17 protein-coding genes are annotated in these 16792 nt (G+C 61.1%); 10 read left to right on the forward strand and 7 right to left on the reverse strand.

Features of this window, described 5'->3' with window-relative positions; translation table 11 throughout:
• The 4 genes from PSFL_RS13260 to PSFL_RS13275 form a co-directional block, all read right to left on the reverse strand.
• Positions 1 to 112 (reverse strand): DUF3483 domain-containing protein (locus PSFL_RS13260; protein ID WP_198817255.1); only part of this gene is annotated, 112 nt, incomplete at its 3' end.
• A 49-nt stretch (positions 113 to 161) separates the two neighbouring features.
• Positions 162 to 2222, reverse strand: coding sequence for a dimethylglycine demethylation protein DgcA (gene dgcA / locus PSFL_RS13265; RefSeq protein WP_057960840.1), 2061 nt, complete (start codon positions 2220 to 2222; stop codon positions 162 to 164).
• A gap of 15 nt (positions 2223 to 2237) precedes the next feature.
• Positions 2238 to 2768, reverse strand: coding sequence for a DUF5943 domain-containing protein (locus PSFL_RS13270; RefSeq protein ID WP_027606002.1), 531 nt, complete (start codon positions 2766 to 2768; stop codon positions 2238 to 2240).
• A 69-nt stretch (positions 2769 to 2837) separates the two neighbouring features.
• Positions 2838 to 3815 (reverse strand): dipeptidase, encoded by a 978-nt coding sequence (locus PSFL_RS13275; protein ID WP_032858660.1) that lies wholly within the window; start codon positions 3813 to 3815, stop codon positions 2838 to 2840.
• A 220-nt stretch (positions 3816 to 4035) separates the two neighbouring features.
• On the opposite strand from PSFL_RS13275, the gene PSFL_RS13280 reads away from it, so the two are divergent.
• Positions 4036 to 4437: a lysozyme inhibitor LprI family protein gene (locus PSFL_RS13280; RefSeq protein WP_057440260.1), complete on the forward strand. Its 402-nt coding sequence runs from the start codon at positions 4036 to 4038 to the stop codon at positions 4435 to 4437.
• Positions 4438 to 4479: 42 nt separating this feature from the next.
• The gene (locus PSFL_RS13285) at positions 4480 to 4887 is read left to right on the forward strand and encodes a DUF3010 family protein (protein WP_057440259.1); all 408 of its coding nucleotides are present in this window, start codon (positions 4480 to 4482) and stop codon (positions 4885 to 4887) included.
• A 71-nt stretch (positions 4888 to 4958) separates the two neighbouring features.
• Here PSFL_RS13285 and PSFL_RS13290 read toward each other — a convergent pair whose 3' ends face one another.
• Entirely contained in the window at positions 4959 to 5903 is a 945-nt protein-coding gene (locus PSFL_RS13290) for a GlxA family transcriptional regulator (RefSeq protein WP_057440258.1), read from the reverse strand.
• A gap of 192 nt (positions 5904 to 6095) precedes the next feature.
• Here PSFL_RS13290 and PSFL_RS13295 point away from each other — a divergent pair, with 192 nt between their 5' ends.
• The 5 genes from PSFL_RS13295 (at position 6096) to PSFL_RS13315 (ending at position 10072) form a co-directional block, all read left to right on the forward strand.
• The gene (locus tag PSFL_RS13295; RefSeq protein ID WP_170045181.1) at positions 6096 to 7034 is read left to right on the forward strand and encodes a choline ABC transporter substrate-binding protein; all 939 of its coding nucleotides are present in this window, start codon (positions 6096 to 6098) and stop codon (positions 7032 to 7034) included.
• A gap of 78 nt (positions 7035 to 7112) precedes the next feature.
• Entirely contained in the window at positions 7113 to 8000 is an 888-nt protein-coding gene (locus PSFL_RS13300; RefSeq protein ID WP_057444316.1) for a 3-keto-5-aminohexanoate cleavage protein, read from the forward strand.
• A gap of 57 nt (positions 8001 to 8057) precedes the next feature.
• A complete protein-coding gene (locus tag PSFL_RS13305) occupies positions 8058 to 9023 on the forward strand; it encodes an L-carnitine dehydrogenase (protein ID WP_057440255.1) in 966 nt (321 codons plus the stop codon).
• A gap of 73 nt (positions 9024 to 9096) precedes the next feature.
• Positions 9097 to 9570, forward strand: coding sequence for a thioesterase family protein (locus PSFL_RS13310; RefSeq protein WP_057440254.1), 474 nt, complete (start codon positions 9097 to 9099; stop codon positions 9568 to 9570).
• 238 nt (positions 9571 to 9808) lie between these two features.
• Positions 9809 to 10072 carry a hypothetical protein gene (locus PSFL_RS13315; RefSeq protein ID WP_057440253.1) on the forward strand — a complete coding sequence of 88 codons (264 nt, stop codon included), beginning with the start codon at positions 9809 to 9811 and terminating at the stop codon, positions 10070 to 10072.
• Positions 10073 to 10167: 95 nt separating this feature from the next.
• Here the strand turns inward: PSFL_RS13315 and PSFL_RS13320 are convergent, their stop codons facing one another.
• Positions 10168 to 11271: a GlxA family transcriptional regulator gene (locus tag PSFL_RS13320; protein ID WP_029300670.1), complete on the reverse strand. Its 1104-nt coding sequence runs from the start codon at positions 11269 to 11271 to the stop codon at positions 10168 to 10170.
• Positions 11272 to 11847: 576 nt separating this feature from the next.
• Positions 11848 to 13224 carry an L-serine ammonia-lyase gene (locus PSFL_RS13325; protein ID WP_057440252.1) on the reverse strand — a complete coding sequence of 459 codons (1377 nt, stop codon included), beginning with the start codon at positions 13222 to 13224 and terminating at the stop codon, positions 11848 to 11850.
• Between the two features lie 427 nt (positions 13225 to 13651).
• Here PSFL_RS13325 and PSFL_RS13330 point away from each other — a divergent pair, with 427 nt between their 5' ends.
• From PSFL_RS13330 to choV, 3 genes are all read left to right on the forward strand, one after another.
• A complete protein-coding gene (locus tag PSFL_RS13330; protein WP_057960844.1) occupies positions 13652 to 14599 on the forward strand; it encodes a choline ABC transporter substrate-binding protein in 948 nt (315 codons plus the stop codon).
• Positions 14600 to 14665: 66 nt separating this feature from the next.
• On the forward strand, positions 14666 to 15511 hold the full coding sequence (gene choW, locus PSFL_RS13335; RefSeq protein ID WP_397470163.1) for a choline ABC transporter permease subunit: 846 nt from the start codon (positions 14666 to 14668) through the stop codon (positions 15509 to 15511).
• Entirely contained in the window at positions 15508 to 16686 is a 1179-nt protein-coding gene (choV, locus tag PSFL_RS13340; RefSeq protein ID WP_029300678.1) for a choline ABC transporter ATP-binding protein, read from the forward strand. Before choW ends, choV begins: the two co-directional genes overlap by 4 nt.
• Positions 16687 to 16792 lie beyond the last annotated feature (106 nt).

The raw sequence follows: 16792 nt of genomic DNA on the forward strand, positions 1-16792 counted from the left end.
AGTCGACCTTGGCGGCACGGCCACGGCGCCACATATTCACCCGGCGCAGGGCGCCGAGGACGGCGAGGCCCATCGCTGCGAACAAAAGAACAGGAAGCAAGGTGTTCAACATGGTGAAGCTCCCACATTTTTGACCGAGTCCACATTGGTTCGGTGTTGGGTCAGAAATCCTTGCACAGGCGCAGGGCGTCGTAGATCGCAGCGTGGGTATTGCGCTGGGCCACACAGTCGCCGATGCGGAACAGCAAGTAGCCCTCCCCCGGCTCGCTCAGGCACGGTTGCGGCTTGATCGCGAACAGCGCCTCAACGTCCATCTGCCCCTTGTTGCGCGCCCCTTGCTTGAGGGCGTAGTAGATTTCTTCGTCCGGACGCACGCCGTTCTCCACCACCACCTGGTCCACCACCCGCTCTTCCTTGGCGCCGGTGTATTCGTTCTCCAGCACGGCGATGAGTTTGTCGCCCTCGCGGTAGACCTTCTCCAGCATCATGTCGCCGGTCATGATCACTTCCTTGGGGTACATGCTGCGGTAGTAGGTCGGGAATGACGTACCGCCGATGGCCACACCAGGCTTGATATCGTCAGTGACGATCTCGACCTGGCAGCCCTTGTCGGCCAAAAAGTCCGCCACCGACATGCCGGTGAATTCGCAGATGGTGTCGTACACCAGCACGTTCTTGCCCGGCGCCACCTTGCCGTCGAGCACGTCCCAACTGCTGACCACCAGGCCTTCTGCCGCGCCCCAGTGTTCGTTCTGCTCGAGGAACGGGTGCCCGCCCACGGCCAGCACCACCACATCGGGACGCAGGTCGAGGATGGTCGCGGCATCGGCAGCCACGCCCAGGCGCAGGTCGACGTTCAGCCGCGCCAGTTCCAGCTGGAACCAGCGGGTGATACCGGCGATCTGGTCGCGCTGCGGCGCCTTGGACGCCGTGGTGATCTGCCCGCCGATAAAGTCTTTTTTCTCCAACAGGGTCACGTCGTGGCCACGCTCGGCAGCGACCCGCGCCGCTTCCATCCCGGCCGGGCCGGCACCGACCACCACCACTTTGCGCTTGGGCCCGGTGGATTTCTCGATGATGTGCGGCACGCCCATGTATTCACGGGAGGTCGCGGCATTCTGGATGCACAGCACGTCCAGGCCCTGGTACTGGCGGTCGATGCAATAGTTGGCGCCGACACACTGCTTGATCTGGTCGATCTGGCCCATCTTGATCTTGGCGATCAGGTGCGGGTCGGCCATGTGCGCACGGGTCATGCCGACCATGTCCACATAGCCGCCTTCGAGGATGCGCGTGGCCTGGTTCGGGTCCTTGATGTTCTGCGCGTGCAGCACCGGGACCTTGACCACTTCCTTGATCCCGGCGGCCAGGTGCAGGAACGGCTCCGGTGGGAAACTCATATTGGGGATCACGTTGGCCAGGGTGTTGTGCGTGTCGCACCCCGAGCCGACCACGCCGATAAAGTCGAGCATGCCGGTGTCGTCGTAATACTTGGCGATCTGCTTCATGTCCTCGTGGGACAGGCCGTCCGGGTGGAACTCGTCACCGCACAGACGGATGCCGACGCAAAAATCCGGGCCGACTTCTGCACGCACGGCCTTGAGCACTTCCAGGCCGAATTTCATCCGCCCCTCGAAGCTGCCGCCCCATTCATCGGTACGCTTGTTGACTCGCGGGCTCCAGAACTGGTCGATCATGTGCTGGTGCACCGCCGACAGTTCCACGCCATCCAGGCCACCGGCCTTGGCCCGAGCTGCGGCGCTGGCGTAGTTGCCGATCACCCGCCAGATTTCTTCCGGTTCGATGGTCTTGCAGGTGGCACGGTGTACCGGCTCACGCACACCGGAGGGCGACATCAGGGTTGGCCAGTTAAAGCCGTCCCAACGCGAGCGACGGCCCATGTGGGTAATCTGGATCATGATCTTGGCGCCATGCTTGTGCATCGCGTCAGCCAGGTTCTGGAAGTGCGGGATGATGCGGTCGGTGGACAGGTTCACCGAACTCCACCACTCCTGCGGGCTGTCGATCGCCACCACCGAGGAGCCGCCACAGATCGCCAGGCCAATACCGCCCTTGGCTTTCTCTTCGTAATACTTCACATAACGCTCGGTGGTCATCCCGCCGTCGGTGGCATACACCTCGGCGTGGGCGGTACTGAGCACGCGGTTGCGGATGGTCAGTTTGCCGATCTGGATCGGCGCAAACATTGCTTCGAAAGCCATGGCACGGTCCTCGGCTTACAACGGCTTGACGGTGAACAAGCCGTCATCGTGGCCCTCTTCGGAGCCTCCGTAGACTTGTTCGGCGACAGTGCGGATCTGGCTGCCGCGCGCTTGCAGAATCTGGTCCATGGCGCCGGCAAACCAGCCGGTGAACATGTAGTCCACTTTGCGCCCGACCTTGCCGTACACATACACAAAGGCCGAGTGTTCGAGCTTGACGCTGGCGGTGCCTTTGTCGAGGTCGATGTCCTGGATCTTGAACAGGCCCCAGCCGCGCTGCGACAGGCGCTTCATGTAGTGTTCGAACACCGCGACGCCTTCCAGGCCGTGGCATTCGGCTTCTTTTTCACACCAGTGCCAGGCCGATTTGTAGCCGGCCTTGTAAAGGATTTCGGCGTAGGCTTCAGCGCCCAGCACTTCCTCGATGCCCATATGGTTGTTGACGAAGAAATGGCGCGGCACGTACAGCATCGGCAGGGCGTCGGAGGTCCAGACACCGGTTTCGCTGTCGACTTCGATAGGCAATTGCGGGGCGATCTTGGCCATGGAAACTTAACTCCAGAAAATTCTTGGTAATGCCCCGGCGCGAATGGCCGGGGGAGAAAAAACGATGGCTTATTCGCCCCAGACGTCTTTCAACACGTTGACCCAGTTTTCACCCATGATCTTGCGCACCACGCGTTCGCTATGGCCGCGCTTGAGCAGGGTCTCGGTCAGGTTGGGGAACTCGCCCACGGTACGAATGCCCAGCGGGTTGATGATTTTGCCGAAGCTGGTCAGGCGGCGGGCGTAGCCCTTGTCATGGGTCAGCATTTCGAAGAAATCCTGGCCATGGCCCTGGGTAAAGTCGGTACCGATGCCGATGGCGTCTTCGCCAACGATATTCATGGTGTACTCGATGGCTTCGGCGTAGTCGTCGATGGTCGAGTCAATGCCCTTGGCCAGGAACGGCGCAAACATGGTCACGCCGACAAAACCACCGTGGTCGGCAATGAATTTGAGTTCTGCATCGGATTTGTTGCGCGGGTGCTCTTTGAGCCCGGACGGCAGGCAGTGGGAGTAGCACACCGGTTTTTTCGATTCGAGGATGACCTCTTCGGATGTCTTGGAGCCGACGTGGGACAGGTCGCACATGATGCCGACACGGTTCATCTCGCCGACGATTTCACGCCCGAAGCCCGAGAGGCCGCCGTCGCGCTCGTAGCAGCCGGTACCCACCAGGTTCTGGGTGTTGTAGCACATCTGCACCACGCCGACGCCGAGCTGCTTGAAGATCTCGACATAGCCGAGCTGGTCTTCAAAAGCATGGGCATTCTGGAAGCCGAAGATGATGCCGGTCTTGCCCTGCTCCTTGGCGCGGCGGATATCGGCGGTGGTCTTCACCGGGATCACCAGGTCGCTGTTCTCGCGGATCAGGGTCTGGCTGGCCACGATGTTATTGATCGTGGCCTGGAAGCCTTCCCACACCGACACCGTGCAGTTGGCGGCGGTCAGGCCACCCTTGCGCATGTCCTCGAACAGGTCGCGGTTCCACTTGGCAATGATCAGCCCGTCGATAACGATGCTGTCGGCGTGCAGTTCGGCTGGGCTCATCAGGCGTCCCCTTATTGGCGATTCATGCGCCGAATCGTCTGCCGGCGCTTTGGGGCCAGCATATGCCCAGGGGCTGACGGAGCCGGGTGCAAAAACGACAGGGGAATTGCCGAAAGCGTCAATCCACGACAAAGGGTGCACGGACGTGTCTGTCCTGCATCTGTTCTTTGGCCTACGCTTGAGCCAGAATTCGACCCATCCCCTGACATGAGAAGGCGCAATGAAACCGATTTTCCTGGCTTTGGTACTCCTCGCCACCGGCGTCCACGCGGCTGAAGACACTGACAGCACGCCGTGTGATGGCATCGAAAACGACAAACAGACCCTGGAATGCGCCTCCTACAACAAAACCACCGCCGAACAGCTGCTCAAGGATAACTACCAGAGCTTGCTGGAACGCATGGGCACTACCTACGCCAGCAACAAGGCACAGTTGGCAGACATCACCGCTCGTCTGAAGGATGCCCAGCAGAAGTGGGAAAAGTTACGGGATGCTGATTGCGCGGTGGATACCTTCCCGGCGGTGACCGGCACCCAGGCCTATGCCATTGCGCAGAATGACTGCCTGGCGCGGATGAGTGATGAGCGGTCGGAGTTTTTGGAGTCGATTGCCCAGGAATAAGCGACAATCGCGCCCATCCTTTTCTCTGAAACAAGGCTATCCATGACTCTCTGCGGCATCGAAATCAAAGGCAGCGAAGCCATTATCGCCGTTGCCGCCCAGGACCTGACCCACGTCGCCCTGGCCACCAAGAAAATCGCCCTCGAGGACGATGACGAGGCCGCCAACGTCAAAGCCTTTGCCCACCAGGTGGCCGCGTTTGTGCGCGACAACGGCATCACCCGTATCGCGATCAAGAAACGCAGCAAGAAAGGCGAATTCGCCGGCGGCCCGACCACGTTCAAGATTGAAGGGGTATTGCAGTTGCTGGACGGCGTTGAAGTGACGCTGCTGTCGCCGCAGACCATCAATGCGCAGAACAAGAAGCATGACTTTGCATTGCCGGCGACGCTGAACAAGTATCAGCATGAGGCGTTTAAAACCGCGTGCTCGGCCTTGGTAAAAAAATAAGCCCCACCACACATCCCATGAGGGAGCTGGCTTGCCTGCTCCCTCATGGGGTCGGCATATGCCCAGTAGACTTACACCACCTCCCGCCGCCGATCCTCCCGAGGGCACTTGGCAAACCGCGCCCGGTAGCTGCGGGTGAAATACGACGGCGACTCAAACCCGCAGGCAATGCTCACTTCCAGCACGCTCATGCCGCTCTGGCGCAATAACTGCCGGGCTTTTTCCAGGCGCAGGCCAAGGTAGAAGTTGCTCGGGGTGTCGTTCAGGTGCAGGCGGAACAGGCGCTCCAGCTGTCGCCGCGTAACCTTGATCATCTGCGCCAGCATCAGGGTGCTCAGGGGCGGCTCGGTATGTAGCTCCATCTCGCCAATCACCTGCACCAGCTTCTGGTTGTTGATGCCGTAGCGCGTGGCGATCTGCATGCGCTGGTGGTCTTTGCGCGGGCGGATGCGGCCCAGCACGAATTGCTCGGAAACCTGGATCGCCAGCTCCGGGCCGTGGGCCTGGCTGATCAGGTCGAGCATCAGGTCGATGGACGCGGTGCCGCCGGCACAGGTGATACGCCGGCGGTCGATCTCGAACAGTTCCTGAGTCACCGTCAGCGCCGGATAGGACTCTTTGAAGGCGTCGATGGCCTCCCAGTGCAGGGTCAGGCGGTAGCCGTCGAGCAGGCCGGCCTGGGCCAGGACGAAGCTGCCGGTGTCGATGGCGCCCAGGGTCACGCCGTCGTGGTCGAGACGGCGCAGCCAGTGCTCCAGGGCCGGAGTGGCGAATTCCAGCGGTTCGAAGCCGGCCACCACCAGTAGGGTCGCGCCTTTTTTCAGGGGCTCCAGCCCGGCGTCGGCATTGACCGACATGCCATTGCTCGCCAACACCGCGCCGCCGTCCGCGCTCAATACGTGCCAGCGATACAGTTCACCGCGAAAGCGGTTGGCCACGCGCAGCGGTTCGATGGCGGAAATAAAGCCGATGGCGGAGAACCCCGGCATCAGCAGGAAGTAGAAATCCTGGGACATGGTGCGCACTCGTGAGACGGGTAGCGTGGTCTGTGATACGCCAGTTCCATCGCCCATTCAAGGGCACAAGGTCGCTGCAGTGCAAAAGTGGGTCGCCGCCGTGCGTTTTACCGGGCGGCAAGCTGGGTAACTTGGCTGCACGGCGCACAAAGACGCCGGAACCCACAATAACGACCTGCCGAGGGATCCATCATGAACCGACTGATCAGCCGCTGCGTGCTCGCACTCGGCGCCGTGTTGAGCACCAGCGTGTGGGCCGCCGATGCCGCCTCCTGTAAAAACGTGCGCATGGGCGTGGTGAACTGGACCGACGTGATCGCCACCAGCGCCATGACCCAGGTGCTGCTCGACGGCCTCGGCTACAGCACCAAGCAAACCAGCGCGTCCCAGCAAATCATCTTCTCCGGCATTCGCGACCAGCGCCTGGACCTGTTCCTCGGTTACTGGAACCCGCTGATGACCCAGACCATCACACCTTTCGTCGACGCCGGGCAGGTCAAAGTCCTCGACGCGCCCAGCCTCAAGGACGCCCGCGCGACTCTCGCGGTGCCGACCTATCTGGCAGACAAGGGCCTGAAAACCTTCGCCGACATTGCCAAGTTCCAGAAAGAGCTGGGCGGCAAGATCTACGGCATCGAGCCCGGCTCGGGGGCCAATACCCAGATCAAGGCGATGATCGCCAAGAACCAGTTCGGCCTGGGCAAATTCCAACTGGTGGAGTCCAGCGAGGCCGGCATGCTCGCCGCCGTGGACCGCGCCGTGCGTCGCAAGGAAGCGGTGGTGTTTTTCGGCTGGGCGCCGCACCCGATGAACGTCAATGTGCAGATGACCTATCTGTCCGGCAGCGAGGACGCTTTGGGGCCCAACGAAGGTATGGCCACGGTCTGGACCGTCACCACCCCGACCTACGCCGAACAATGCCCGAATGTGCACAAGCTGCTGACCAACCTGACCTTCACCGCCGCCGACGAGAGCCGGATGATGCAGCCGCTGCTGGAGCACAAGGATGCGTTCGAGTCCGCCAGGCAGTGGCTCAAGGACCACCCCCAGGACCAGCAGCGCTGGCTGGAAGGTGTGACCACCTTCGATGGCAAGCCGGCTGCGCAAAACCTGCAACTGAGCAGCAAATAACCTCTTTCAAATCACCGCTTCGCAGCTGATACCGGCTGCGAACGGCATCACTACGCCCGCCTGTAAGGAACCTGCCCCATGAACCACGACGTCATCATCACCTGCGCACTCACCGGTGCTGGCGACACGACCGCCAGAAGCCCCCACGTGCCGGTCACCCCCAAGCAAATCGCTGCAGCAGCAGTAGAAGCGGCCAAAGCCGGCGCCACCGTGGTGCATTGCCATGTGCGCGACCCGCACACCGGCAAATTCAGCCGCGACGTAGCGCTGTACCGCGAACTGATGGAGCGCATCCGCGAGGCGGACATCGACATCATCGTCAACCTCACCGCCGGCATGGGCGGCGACCTGGAAATCGGCGGCGGCGAGCACCCCATGGAATTCGGCCCCAACACCGACCTGGTCGGCCCGTTGACCCGCCTGGCCCACGTCGAAGCGCTGCTGCCGGAAATCTGCACCCTGGACTGCGGCACCCTGAACTTCGGCGATGGCGACACCATTTATGTGTCCACCCCGGCCCAGCTGCGTGCGGGTGCCAAGCGCATCCAGGAACTGGGAGTGAAGGCCGAACTGGAGATTTTCGATACCGGCCACCTGTGGTTCGCCAAGCAGATGATCAAGGAAGGCTTGCTCGATGACCCGCTGTTCCAACTGTGCCTGGGCATCCCGTGGGGCGCGCCGGCCGACACCACCACCATGAAAGCCATGGTCGACAACCTGCCTGCCGACGCGGTGTGGGCCGGCTTTGGCATCGGCCGCATGCAAATGCCGATGGCGGCGCAGGCGGTGCTGCTGGGCGGCAATGTGCGGGTCGGTCTGGAAGACAATTTGTGGCTGGACAAGGGCGTACTGGCGACCAATGGGCAACTGGTGGAGCGGGCCGGGGAGATCCTCAGCCGCCTGGGCGCGCGAGTGCTGACCCCGGCTGAAGGCCGAACCAGGATGGGCCTGACCAAACGCAGCTAATCCCCCTGCCGCAACCGGCTCCCACAATGAACCTCTTTAGCACTGGAAATTACCAAAATGAGCTTTATCACCGAAATCAAAACCTTCGCCGCCCTGGGCAGCGGTGTGATCGGCAGCGGCTGGGTGTCCCGCGCCCTCGCCCACGGCCTGGATGTGGTGGCCTGGGACCCGGCGCCCGGCGCCGAAGCCGCCCTGCGCAAGCGCGTCGCCAATGCCTGGGGCGCCCTGGAACAACAGGGCCTGGCGCCGGGCGCCTCCCAGGAGCGTCTGCGTTTTGTCGCGACCATCGAAGAATGCGTGCAAGACGCCGATTTCATCCAGGAAAGCGCCCCCGAACGCCTGGAACTCAAACTCGAACTGCACAGCAAAATCAGCGCGGCGGCCAAACCCGATGCCTTGATCGGCTCCAGCACTTCGGGGCTATTGCCCAGTGAGTTTTATGAAGGCGCCACGCACCCGGAACGCTGCGTGGTCGGCCACCCGTTCAACCCGGTGTACCTGCTGCCGCTGGTAGAAGTGGTCGGCGGCAAACACACCGCGCCCGAAGCAATCCAGGCCGCGATCAAGGTCTACCAATCTCTCGGTATGCGCCCGCTGCATGTGCGCAAGGAAGTCCCGGGGTTTATCGCCGACCGCTTGCTGGAAGCGCTATGGCGTGAGGCGTTGCACCTGGTCAACGATGGGGTGGCGACCACCGGCGAGATCGACGATGCGATCCGCTTTGGCGCCGGCTTGCGCTGGTCGTTCATGGGCACATTCCTGACCTACACCCTGGCCGGCGGCGATGCCGGGATGCGGCATTTCATGGCGCAGTTCGGGCCGGCGCTGCAGTTGCCGTGGACGTACCTGCCGGCGCCGGAACTGACCGACAAACTGATTGATGATGTGGTTGATGGCACCCGTGAGCAGTTGGGCAGCCATAGCATTTCGGCGCTGGAACGCTATCGTGATGATTGCCTGCTGGCGGTGCTGGAGGCGGTGAAGACCACCAAGCAAAAACACGGCATGAGCTTCGCCGAATAACGGCGGTTGCTATCTGTGGGAGCAGGCAAGCCAGTTCCTGCAGTTGACCGAGTACAGATCTGGAATTGACGACATGCCCGCACTGACGACCTACACCACCAACATCCTCCCTGACTGGGTCGATTACAACGGCCACCTGCGCGATGCGTTTTACCTGCTGATCTTCAGCTACGCCACCGATGCATTGATGGACACCCTGGGCCTGGACAGCGACCACCGCGAAGCCAGCGGCCACTCGCTGTTCACCCTGGAACTGCACCTCAATTACCTGCACGAAGTGAAACTCGGCGCCGAGGTCGAGGTGCATACCCAGTTGATCGCCCATGACAACAAGCGCCTGCATCTGTATCACAGCCTGCACCTGGTGGGCGAAGAGCGGGAGCTGGCGGGCAATGAGCAGATGCTGTTGCATGTCGACCTGGCGGGGCCACGCTCGGCCCCCTTCAGTGAGGGGGTTGCACAGCGGTTGACGGCCATCAGCACCGAGCAATCAGACCTGCCCCGGCCGGCCCTGCTCGGTCGCGTCATCGGCCTGCCCGGCAAATAAAAAAAGCCCCGATCAAGCCGTGACAGGATCGGGGCAGAGTGCTTTGTGCGAGCGTGCGGGCCGAGGGTGACCAAACCTTCATTCTGCTTGCTTGAAAACCAGTGTGCCCGCAACCACCCTCGGCAACTGGCCCGAAAACGACCTGCTCATAGTCGTTCCAGCCATCGCGTCATTCAGCCCTTGCCGACCCGCTGGCGGCCCACCAGAATCAAAGGCTCCCCTAACCAGGATGAACATCATGATGCACGCGGATTTGATTGATCAGGATGACCTGCTGAGCCAACTGCGCTCCCTGGGTTTCGAGGTGTCCAGCGGCGCCACCGCCGAGCAGGCCTGTGAATGCGCGGTACGCGGTTTGAGTGAGGCGCGGGCCAAGGCACTCAAGGGTATGGTCGAGCAGATGTACACCAGCAGCGCGACGATTCTGCCGGCGGTGCGCCAGGCGATTGATAAGCAGTTGTTGCCGGCCCTGATGCAGTTCAAACAGAATTCCGGGGCCTGATACACCGCTATCGCCGGCAAGCCAGCTCCCACATTTGAAGGTATTCACAGATCAAAATGTGGGCGCTGGCTTGCCGGCGATGCAGACGCCTCGGCCTACAGCCTTACACTGGCAAACGTCGACTCATTGCGCGCCTGGCTCAACGCCGACATCGGCCCGGCCAGCGGTGACAACACCAGCGCCTGCGGAATCGGCATCATCGCCACTTGCTGGGTGGTGTTGGAACCTACGCGCTCATCCCGTGGCGGAATGCCGAAGTATTCGCGGTAGCACTTGGAGAAGTGCGGCGTGGACACAAACCCGCACACCGAGGCCACTTCGATGATCGACATCGGCGTTTGCTTGAGCAACTGCCGGGCGCGGATCAGGCGCAGCTTGAGGTAGTAGCGCGACGGCGAGCAGTGCAGGTATTTCTGGAACAGCCGCTCCAGCTGACGCCGCGAGACGGCGACATAGACGGCCAATTCATCGAGGTCGATCGGCTCTTCCAGGTTGGCTTCCATCAGCGCGACGATTTCCTGCAGCTTCGGCTGATTGGTGCCGAGCATGTGCTTGAGCGGCACTCGCTGGTGGTCCTGCTCATTGCGGATACGTTCGTACACGAACATCTCGGAAATCGCCGCCGACAGTTCACGGCCATGGTCGCGGCTGATCAGGTGCAACATCATGTCCAGCGGCGCGGTACCACCGGAACTGGTGAAGCGATTGCGGTCGAGGGTGAACAGGCGCGTACTCATCGACACCCGTGGGAAGGCTTCCTGCATCGACGCCAGGCATTCCCAGTGCACGCTGCAATCAAACCCGTCGAGCAAGCCGGCGCAGGCCAGGGCCCAACTGCCGGTGCACACCGCGCCGAGGCGGCGGGACTGGCGCGCCTGGCTTTGCAGCCACGACACGTGTTCGCGAGTCACGGTGCGCTGGATACCCACGCCGCCGCAGACAATCACGGTGTCCAGGGCCGGGGCTTTGTGCATGGAGCAATCGGGGGTGATTTGCAGGCCATCGCTGGCCCATACCTGGTTGCCGTCGACGCTCAAGGTAGTCCAGCGATACAGCTCGCGGCCGGACAATTGGTTGGCCATGCGCAGTGGTTCCACTGCGGACGCCAGGGAAATCAGCGTGAAATTGTCCAGCAGCAAAAAGCCGATGGATTGAGGCGCACGGTTCTGGGGTTGGGCCCCGGAGTTGAACGACGTCATCGCGGTATCTCCTCACACAAAGCAGGTAATGGCCTCAGGCGAGGCTCTTGTTATTGCGCTCGTCATCCGTCAGGAGAGAGGCTTTGAATTGATAGAGCAAATGCCATGCCTAAAGTTGAATAGGTATTCAATAACTCCTGAAAACGACCTGTTGAGGTGTCTATATAAGCCCGCGCGCGGCGTGAGGATATGACTCGGAAAAAGCCTACGCTCAGGGTCTGTGAGCAGATCGGTAGCACTTGTGGGAAGGCGCTTTCAGGGCATAGGAAAAGTGTGTCACCACACGCACAGGTGACGGGTGGTCGGGAGGGAAATCGTTTGGGGGCTACTTATCTGTTTGCGACGCGCTAAAAGGTGGCGTGTTGGGGGCTGAGTGTTCACTTTATGAGCAGTGGGGTTTGACACACCACCATCGCGGGCAAGCCCCAATGCCAGTCAGTTAAACGCAGATCCCCTGTGGGAGCGGGCTTGCTCGCGAAAGCAGTGGGTCAGTCAACATCAACGTTTGCTGGGCCGACGTCTTCGAGCAAGCCCGCTCCCACATTTGATCTTCACTGCTTTGAGCATTGCGTTCGCTTAACACTCGACAGCACTCACCGCCAACCCGCCCCGCGAGGTCTCCTTGTACTTGTCATGCATATCCGCGCCGGTATCGCGCATGGTGCGGATCACCCGGTCCAGGGAAATAAAGTGCTGGCCGTCGCCCCGCAGGGCCATCTGCGCGGCATTGATCGCCTTGACCGCGGCAATCGCATTGCGCTCGATACACGGCACTTGCACCAGGCCGCCCACCGGGTCGCAGGTCAGGCCCAGGTTGTGTTCCAGGCCGATTTCGGCGGCGTTGCACACCTGCTCCGGCGAGGCGCCAAGAATCTCTGCCAACCCCGCCGCCGCCATGGCGCAGGCCGAACCGACTTCACCCTGGCAACCCACTTCGGCGCCGGAGATCGACGCATTCTTCTTGCACAGGATGCCGATGGCCGCCGCACCGAGGAAGTAGTCCACCACATTGGCCTCGGTGACTTCTTCGCTGAACTTCATAAAGTAGTGCAGCACCGCCGGGATGATCCCCGCCGCGCCATTGGTGGGTGCGGTGACCATGCGCCCACCGGCGGCGTTTTCTTCGTTGACGGCCAGGGCGAACAGGTTGACCCACTCCATGGCGCTCAAGGTCGAGCCGATCACATTCGGCTTGCCCAGCTCCTGCAAACTGCGGTGCAACTTGGCGGCGCGGCGGCGCACATTCAGGCCGCCGGGCAGGATGCCTTCATGCTTGAGGCCCTGCTCGACACAGTCCTGCATGGCACGCCAGAGTTTCATCAGGCCGCTGCGGATTTCTTCCTCGGAGCGCCAGACCTTTTCATTGGCCAGCATCAGGTCGGCAACCCGCAGGTTGTGGGTGTTGCACAACTGCAACAACTCCACCGCACTGGAAAAATCATAGGGCAGCTCGGTGCGGTCCATATCCGCCACACCGCTGCGCGCCTGGGCCTCATCCACCACAAAACCGCCCCCCACCGAATAGTAGGTATCGCGATGCAACTCGGTCTGGGCGCCGTAGACCACCAGGGTCATGGCATTGGGATGGAACGGCAGGTTTTCGTCGATCAGGCGCATGTCCCGCGACCACACAAAGGGCACCGGCACACGGTTGTCCAGCAGCAGCGTCTGCGTCTCACGCAGGGTCTCGATACGCGGGCCGATCTGCGACGGATCAATCGCATCCGGCCACTCGCCCATCAGCCCCATGATCACTGCATTGTCGCTGCCATGCCCGATGCCGGTGGCCGACAACGAGCCATACAGCTGAACTTCGACGCGCTGCACCTGTTCCAAAAGAGCACGTTCACGCAAGTCCTGGACGAACAACGCCGCGGCCCGCATGGGACCGACGGTGTGGGAACTGGACGGCCCGATGCCAATCTTGAACAGGTCGAAAACGCTGATAGCCATTGCGCGAAACTCCTCGATAGCACAGGCCAGGCGCAGTAACGCCTGGTGGCGGAGCTGCTACGCTCAAGTCGCCCAGATGGCGGCATCATCAAGCTTTCGTTGCGCCGTCCGGCGTCTGACACCGACATACCCATGCTCACCAGCGTCGTCCCCTCGCAATGGGGCGTAATCGCCGTTTTTTGCGGCGCAGATCGAGAAAAAGTGCAGTTTTGCCTGTGGAAAAACCTGTATGCGACGTCACCGACACTGGATACGACCATCCCTGTACTGGATGCGACCCACCCTGTAGGCGTCAGATTTTCACTGGTACATGATCAGTCTCGACTCGTTTGCAAGGTACCGAGGCTGCACGTTGCTCGCACGCCCCAACTGCAACACTTATAAGCGCGGTCTCGCACCGCCGGAAAAACACCAGGAGTCCAAACCCATGAAAGGTTCCCCCCCGTTGTTGTTGGCCGCCATGCTGAGTCTTCCCTTTGCGGCCCATGCTGCTGATCCCGAGCAGTGCAGCACCGTCAACTTCTCCGATGTCGGCTGGACCGATATCACCGTCACCACCGCCACCACCAGCGAAATCCTCAAGGGCCTGGGCTACAAGCCCCGGACCACGATGATTTCCGTGCCCGTGACCTACAAGTCCCTGGCTGATGGCAAGAACATGGATATCTTCCTCGGCAACTGGATGCCGACCATGGAAAACGACATCAAGCAGTACCGTGATGCCGGCACCGTGGAAACCGTGCGCGCCAACCTGGAAAACGCCAAGTACACCCTGGCAGTGCCACAAGCGCTGTACGACAAGGGCCTGAAGGACTTTGCCGATATCGCCAAGTTCAAGAAGGAGCTGGGCGGCAAGATCTATGGCATTGAACCGGGCAACGACGGCAACCGCACGATCCAGAGCCTGATCGACAAAAATCAGTTCGGCTTGAAAGACGCAGGTTTCAAGGTGGTCGAGTCCAGTGAGGCGGGGATGCTCTCGCAAGTCGAGCGCGCCACCAAACGGGAGCAGGCCATTGTATTCCTGGGCTGGGAACCGCACCCGATGAACACCCGGTTCAAGATGAAGTACCTGACTGGCGGTGACGATTCATTCGGCCCCAACTACGGCCAGGCCACCATCTACACCAACACCCGCAAGGGCTACGTGCAGGAGTGCAGCAACGTCGGCCAGCTCCTGAAAAACCTGGTGTTCACCCTCGACATGGAAAGCACCCTGATGGGTAACGTCCTCGACGACAAAATGAAACCCGACGCCGCCGCCAAGGCCTGGCTGAAGAAGAACCCGCAAGTGCTCGACACCTGGCTCGCCGGGGTCACCACCCTTGATGGCAAACCAGGACTTGCCGCCGTAAAAGCCTACCTCGACAAGTAACCGCTGACCCTGGGCCGGCGCGCCGGCCCAGGATGTTTCCCTCTTCGCATGTGGACATTCACTACCATGCTGACTGAACAGAAAGTCCCACTAGGCCAGTACATCGCTGCCTTCGTCGAATGGTTGACGCAGAACGGCGCCGATTATTTCGACGCGATCGCATCGACACTGGAAACGATGATCCACGGCGTGACGTTTGCGCTGACCTGGTTCAATCCGCTGGCATTGATCGGTCTGATTGCGCTGCTTGCTCACTACATTCAACGTAAGTGGGGGCTGACTGTATTTGTGATTGCCTCCTTCCTGCTGATCCTCAACCTGGGGTACTGGCAGGAAACCATGGAGACCCTGGCCCAGGTGCTGTTCGCCACCCTGGTCTGCGTGGTCATCGGTGTGCCGCTGGGCATTGTTGCCGCGCACAAACCGATGTTCTACACCGTGATGCGCCCGGTGCTCGACTTGATGCAGACCGTGCCGACCTTTGTTTACCTTATCCCGACCCTGACCCTCTTCGGGCTGGGTGTGGTGCCTGGCCTGATCTCCACGGTGGTGTTCGCGATTGCCGCGCCGATCCGCCTGACCTACCTGGGCATCCGCGATGTACCGCAAGAGTTGATGGATGCCGGCAAGGCCTTTGGCTGCTCGCGCCGCCAGTTGCTCTCGCGCATCGAACTGCCCCACGCCATGCCGAGCATCGCTGCCGGTATTACCCAATGCATCATGCTGTCGTTGTCGATGGTGGTGATCGCGGCCCTGGTGGGCGCCGACGGCCTCGGCAAACCCGTGGTCAACGCGCTGAACACCGCCGACATTGCCCTGGGCTTTGAAGCCGGCCTGGCGATTGTGCTGCTGGCCATCATGCTCGACCGCATCTGCAAACAACCCGACGCCAAAGTAGGGGGTGATGCATGAGCATTATCCGATTCGACAATGTCGATGTGATTTTTTCCAAAGACCCACGCGAAGCCCTCAAGCTGCTGGACGAGGGAATGCACCGCAATGAAATCCTGAAGAAGACCGGGCAGATCGTCGGCGTGGAAAAGGCCAGCCTGGATATCGAGAAAGGCGAGATCTGCGTGCTGATGGGCCTCTCCGGCTCCGGCAAATCCAGCCTGTTGCGCTGTATCAACGGCCTTAACACCGTGAGCCGTGGCCAGTTGTTTGTCGAGCATGAAGGACGCCAGATCGACATCGCCTCATGCACCCCGGCAGAGCTGAAAATGATGCGCACCAAGCGCATTGCCATGGTGTTCCAGAAGTTCGCCCTGATGCCCTGGCTGACGGTGCGTGAAAACATCAGCTTTGGCCTGGAAATGCAGGGCCGCCCCGAAAAGGAACGGCGCAAGCTGGTGGACGAGAAGCTTGAGCTGGTGGGCCTGACCCAATGGCGCAACAAGAAGCCCGACGAACTCTCGGGCGGCATGCAACAGCGCGTCGGCCTGGCCCGCGCCCTGGCGATGGACGCCGATATCCTGCTGATGGACGAACCCTTCTCGGCCCTCGACCCGCTGATCCGCCAAGGCCTGCAGGATGAGTTGCTGGAGCTGCAACGCAAACTGAGCAAGACCATCGTGTTCGTCAGCCACGACCTGGATGAGGCGCTGAAACTGGGTAGCCGGATCGCGATCATGAAAGACGGCAAGATCATCCAGTACAGCGTGCCGGAAGAAATTGTGCTGAACCCGGCGGACGACTATGTGCGCACCTTCGTCGCCCATACCAACCCGCTGAACGTGTTGTGCGGCCGCAGCCTGATGCGCACCCTGGACAACTGCAAGCGGGTCAACGGCTCGGTATGCCTGGATCCGGGCGGCGATTCGTGGCTGGACCTGGCCGAAGGCAACACCATCCAGGGCGCACGGCAAAATGGCGTGGCAATGAACCTGCAGAACTGGGCGCCGGGGCAAGCCGTGGAAGGCCTGGGGCGGCTACCGACCTTGGTGGATTCGAATATCGGCATGCGCGATGCCTTGCAGATTCGCTACCAGACCGGCAACAAGCTGGTGCTGCACGACAACAACAAAGTGGTGGGGATTCTGGGGGACAGCGAGCTGTACCACGCCCTGCTGGGCAAGAACCTGGGCTAAAAGGCAACACAAAACAAATGTGGGAGCGGGCTTGCTCGCAATTGCAATGTATCAGTCAATGAATCTGGTACTGATACACCGCAATCGCGAGCAAGCCCGCTCCCAC

Origin of the sequence: Pseudomonas sp. DD1 (assembly GCF_044510355.1) — a bacterium.
In the GTDB taxonomy this organism is placed as follows: Bacteria; Pseudomonadota; Gammaproteobacteria; order Pseudomonadales; family Pseudomonadaceae; genus Aquipseudomonas; species Aquipseudomonas shahriarae.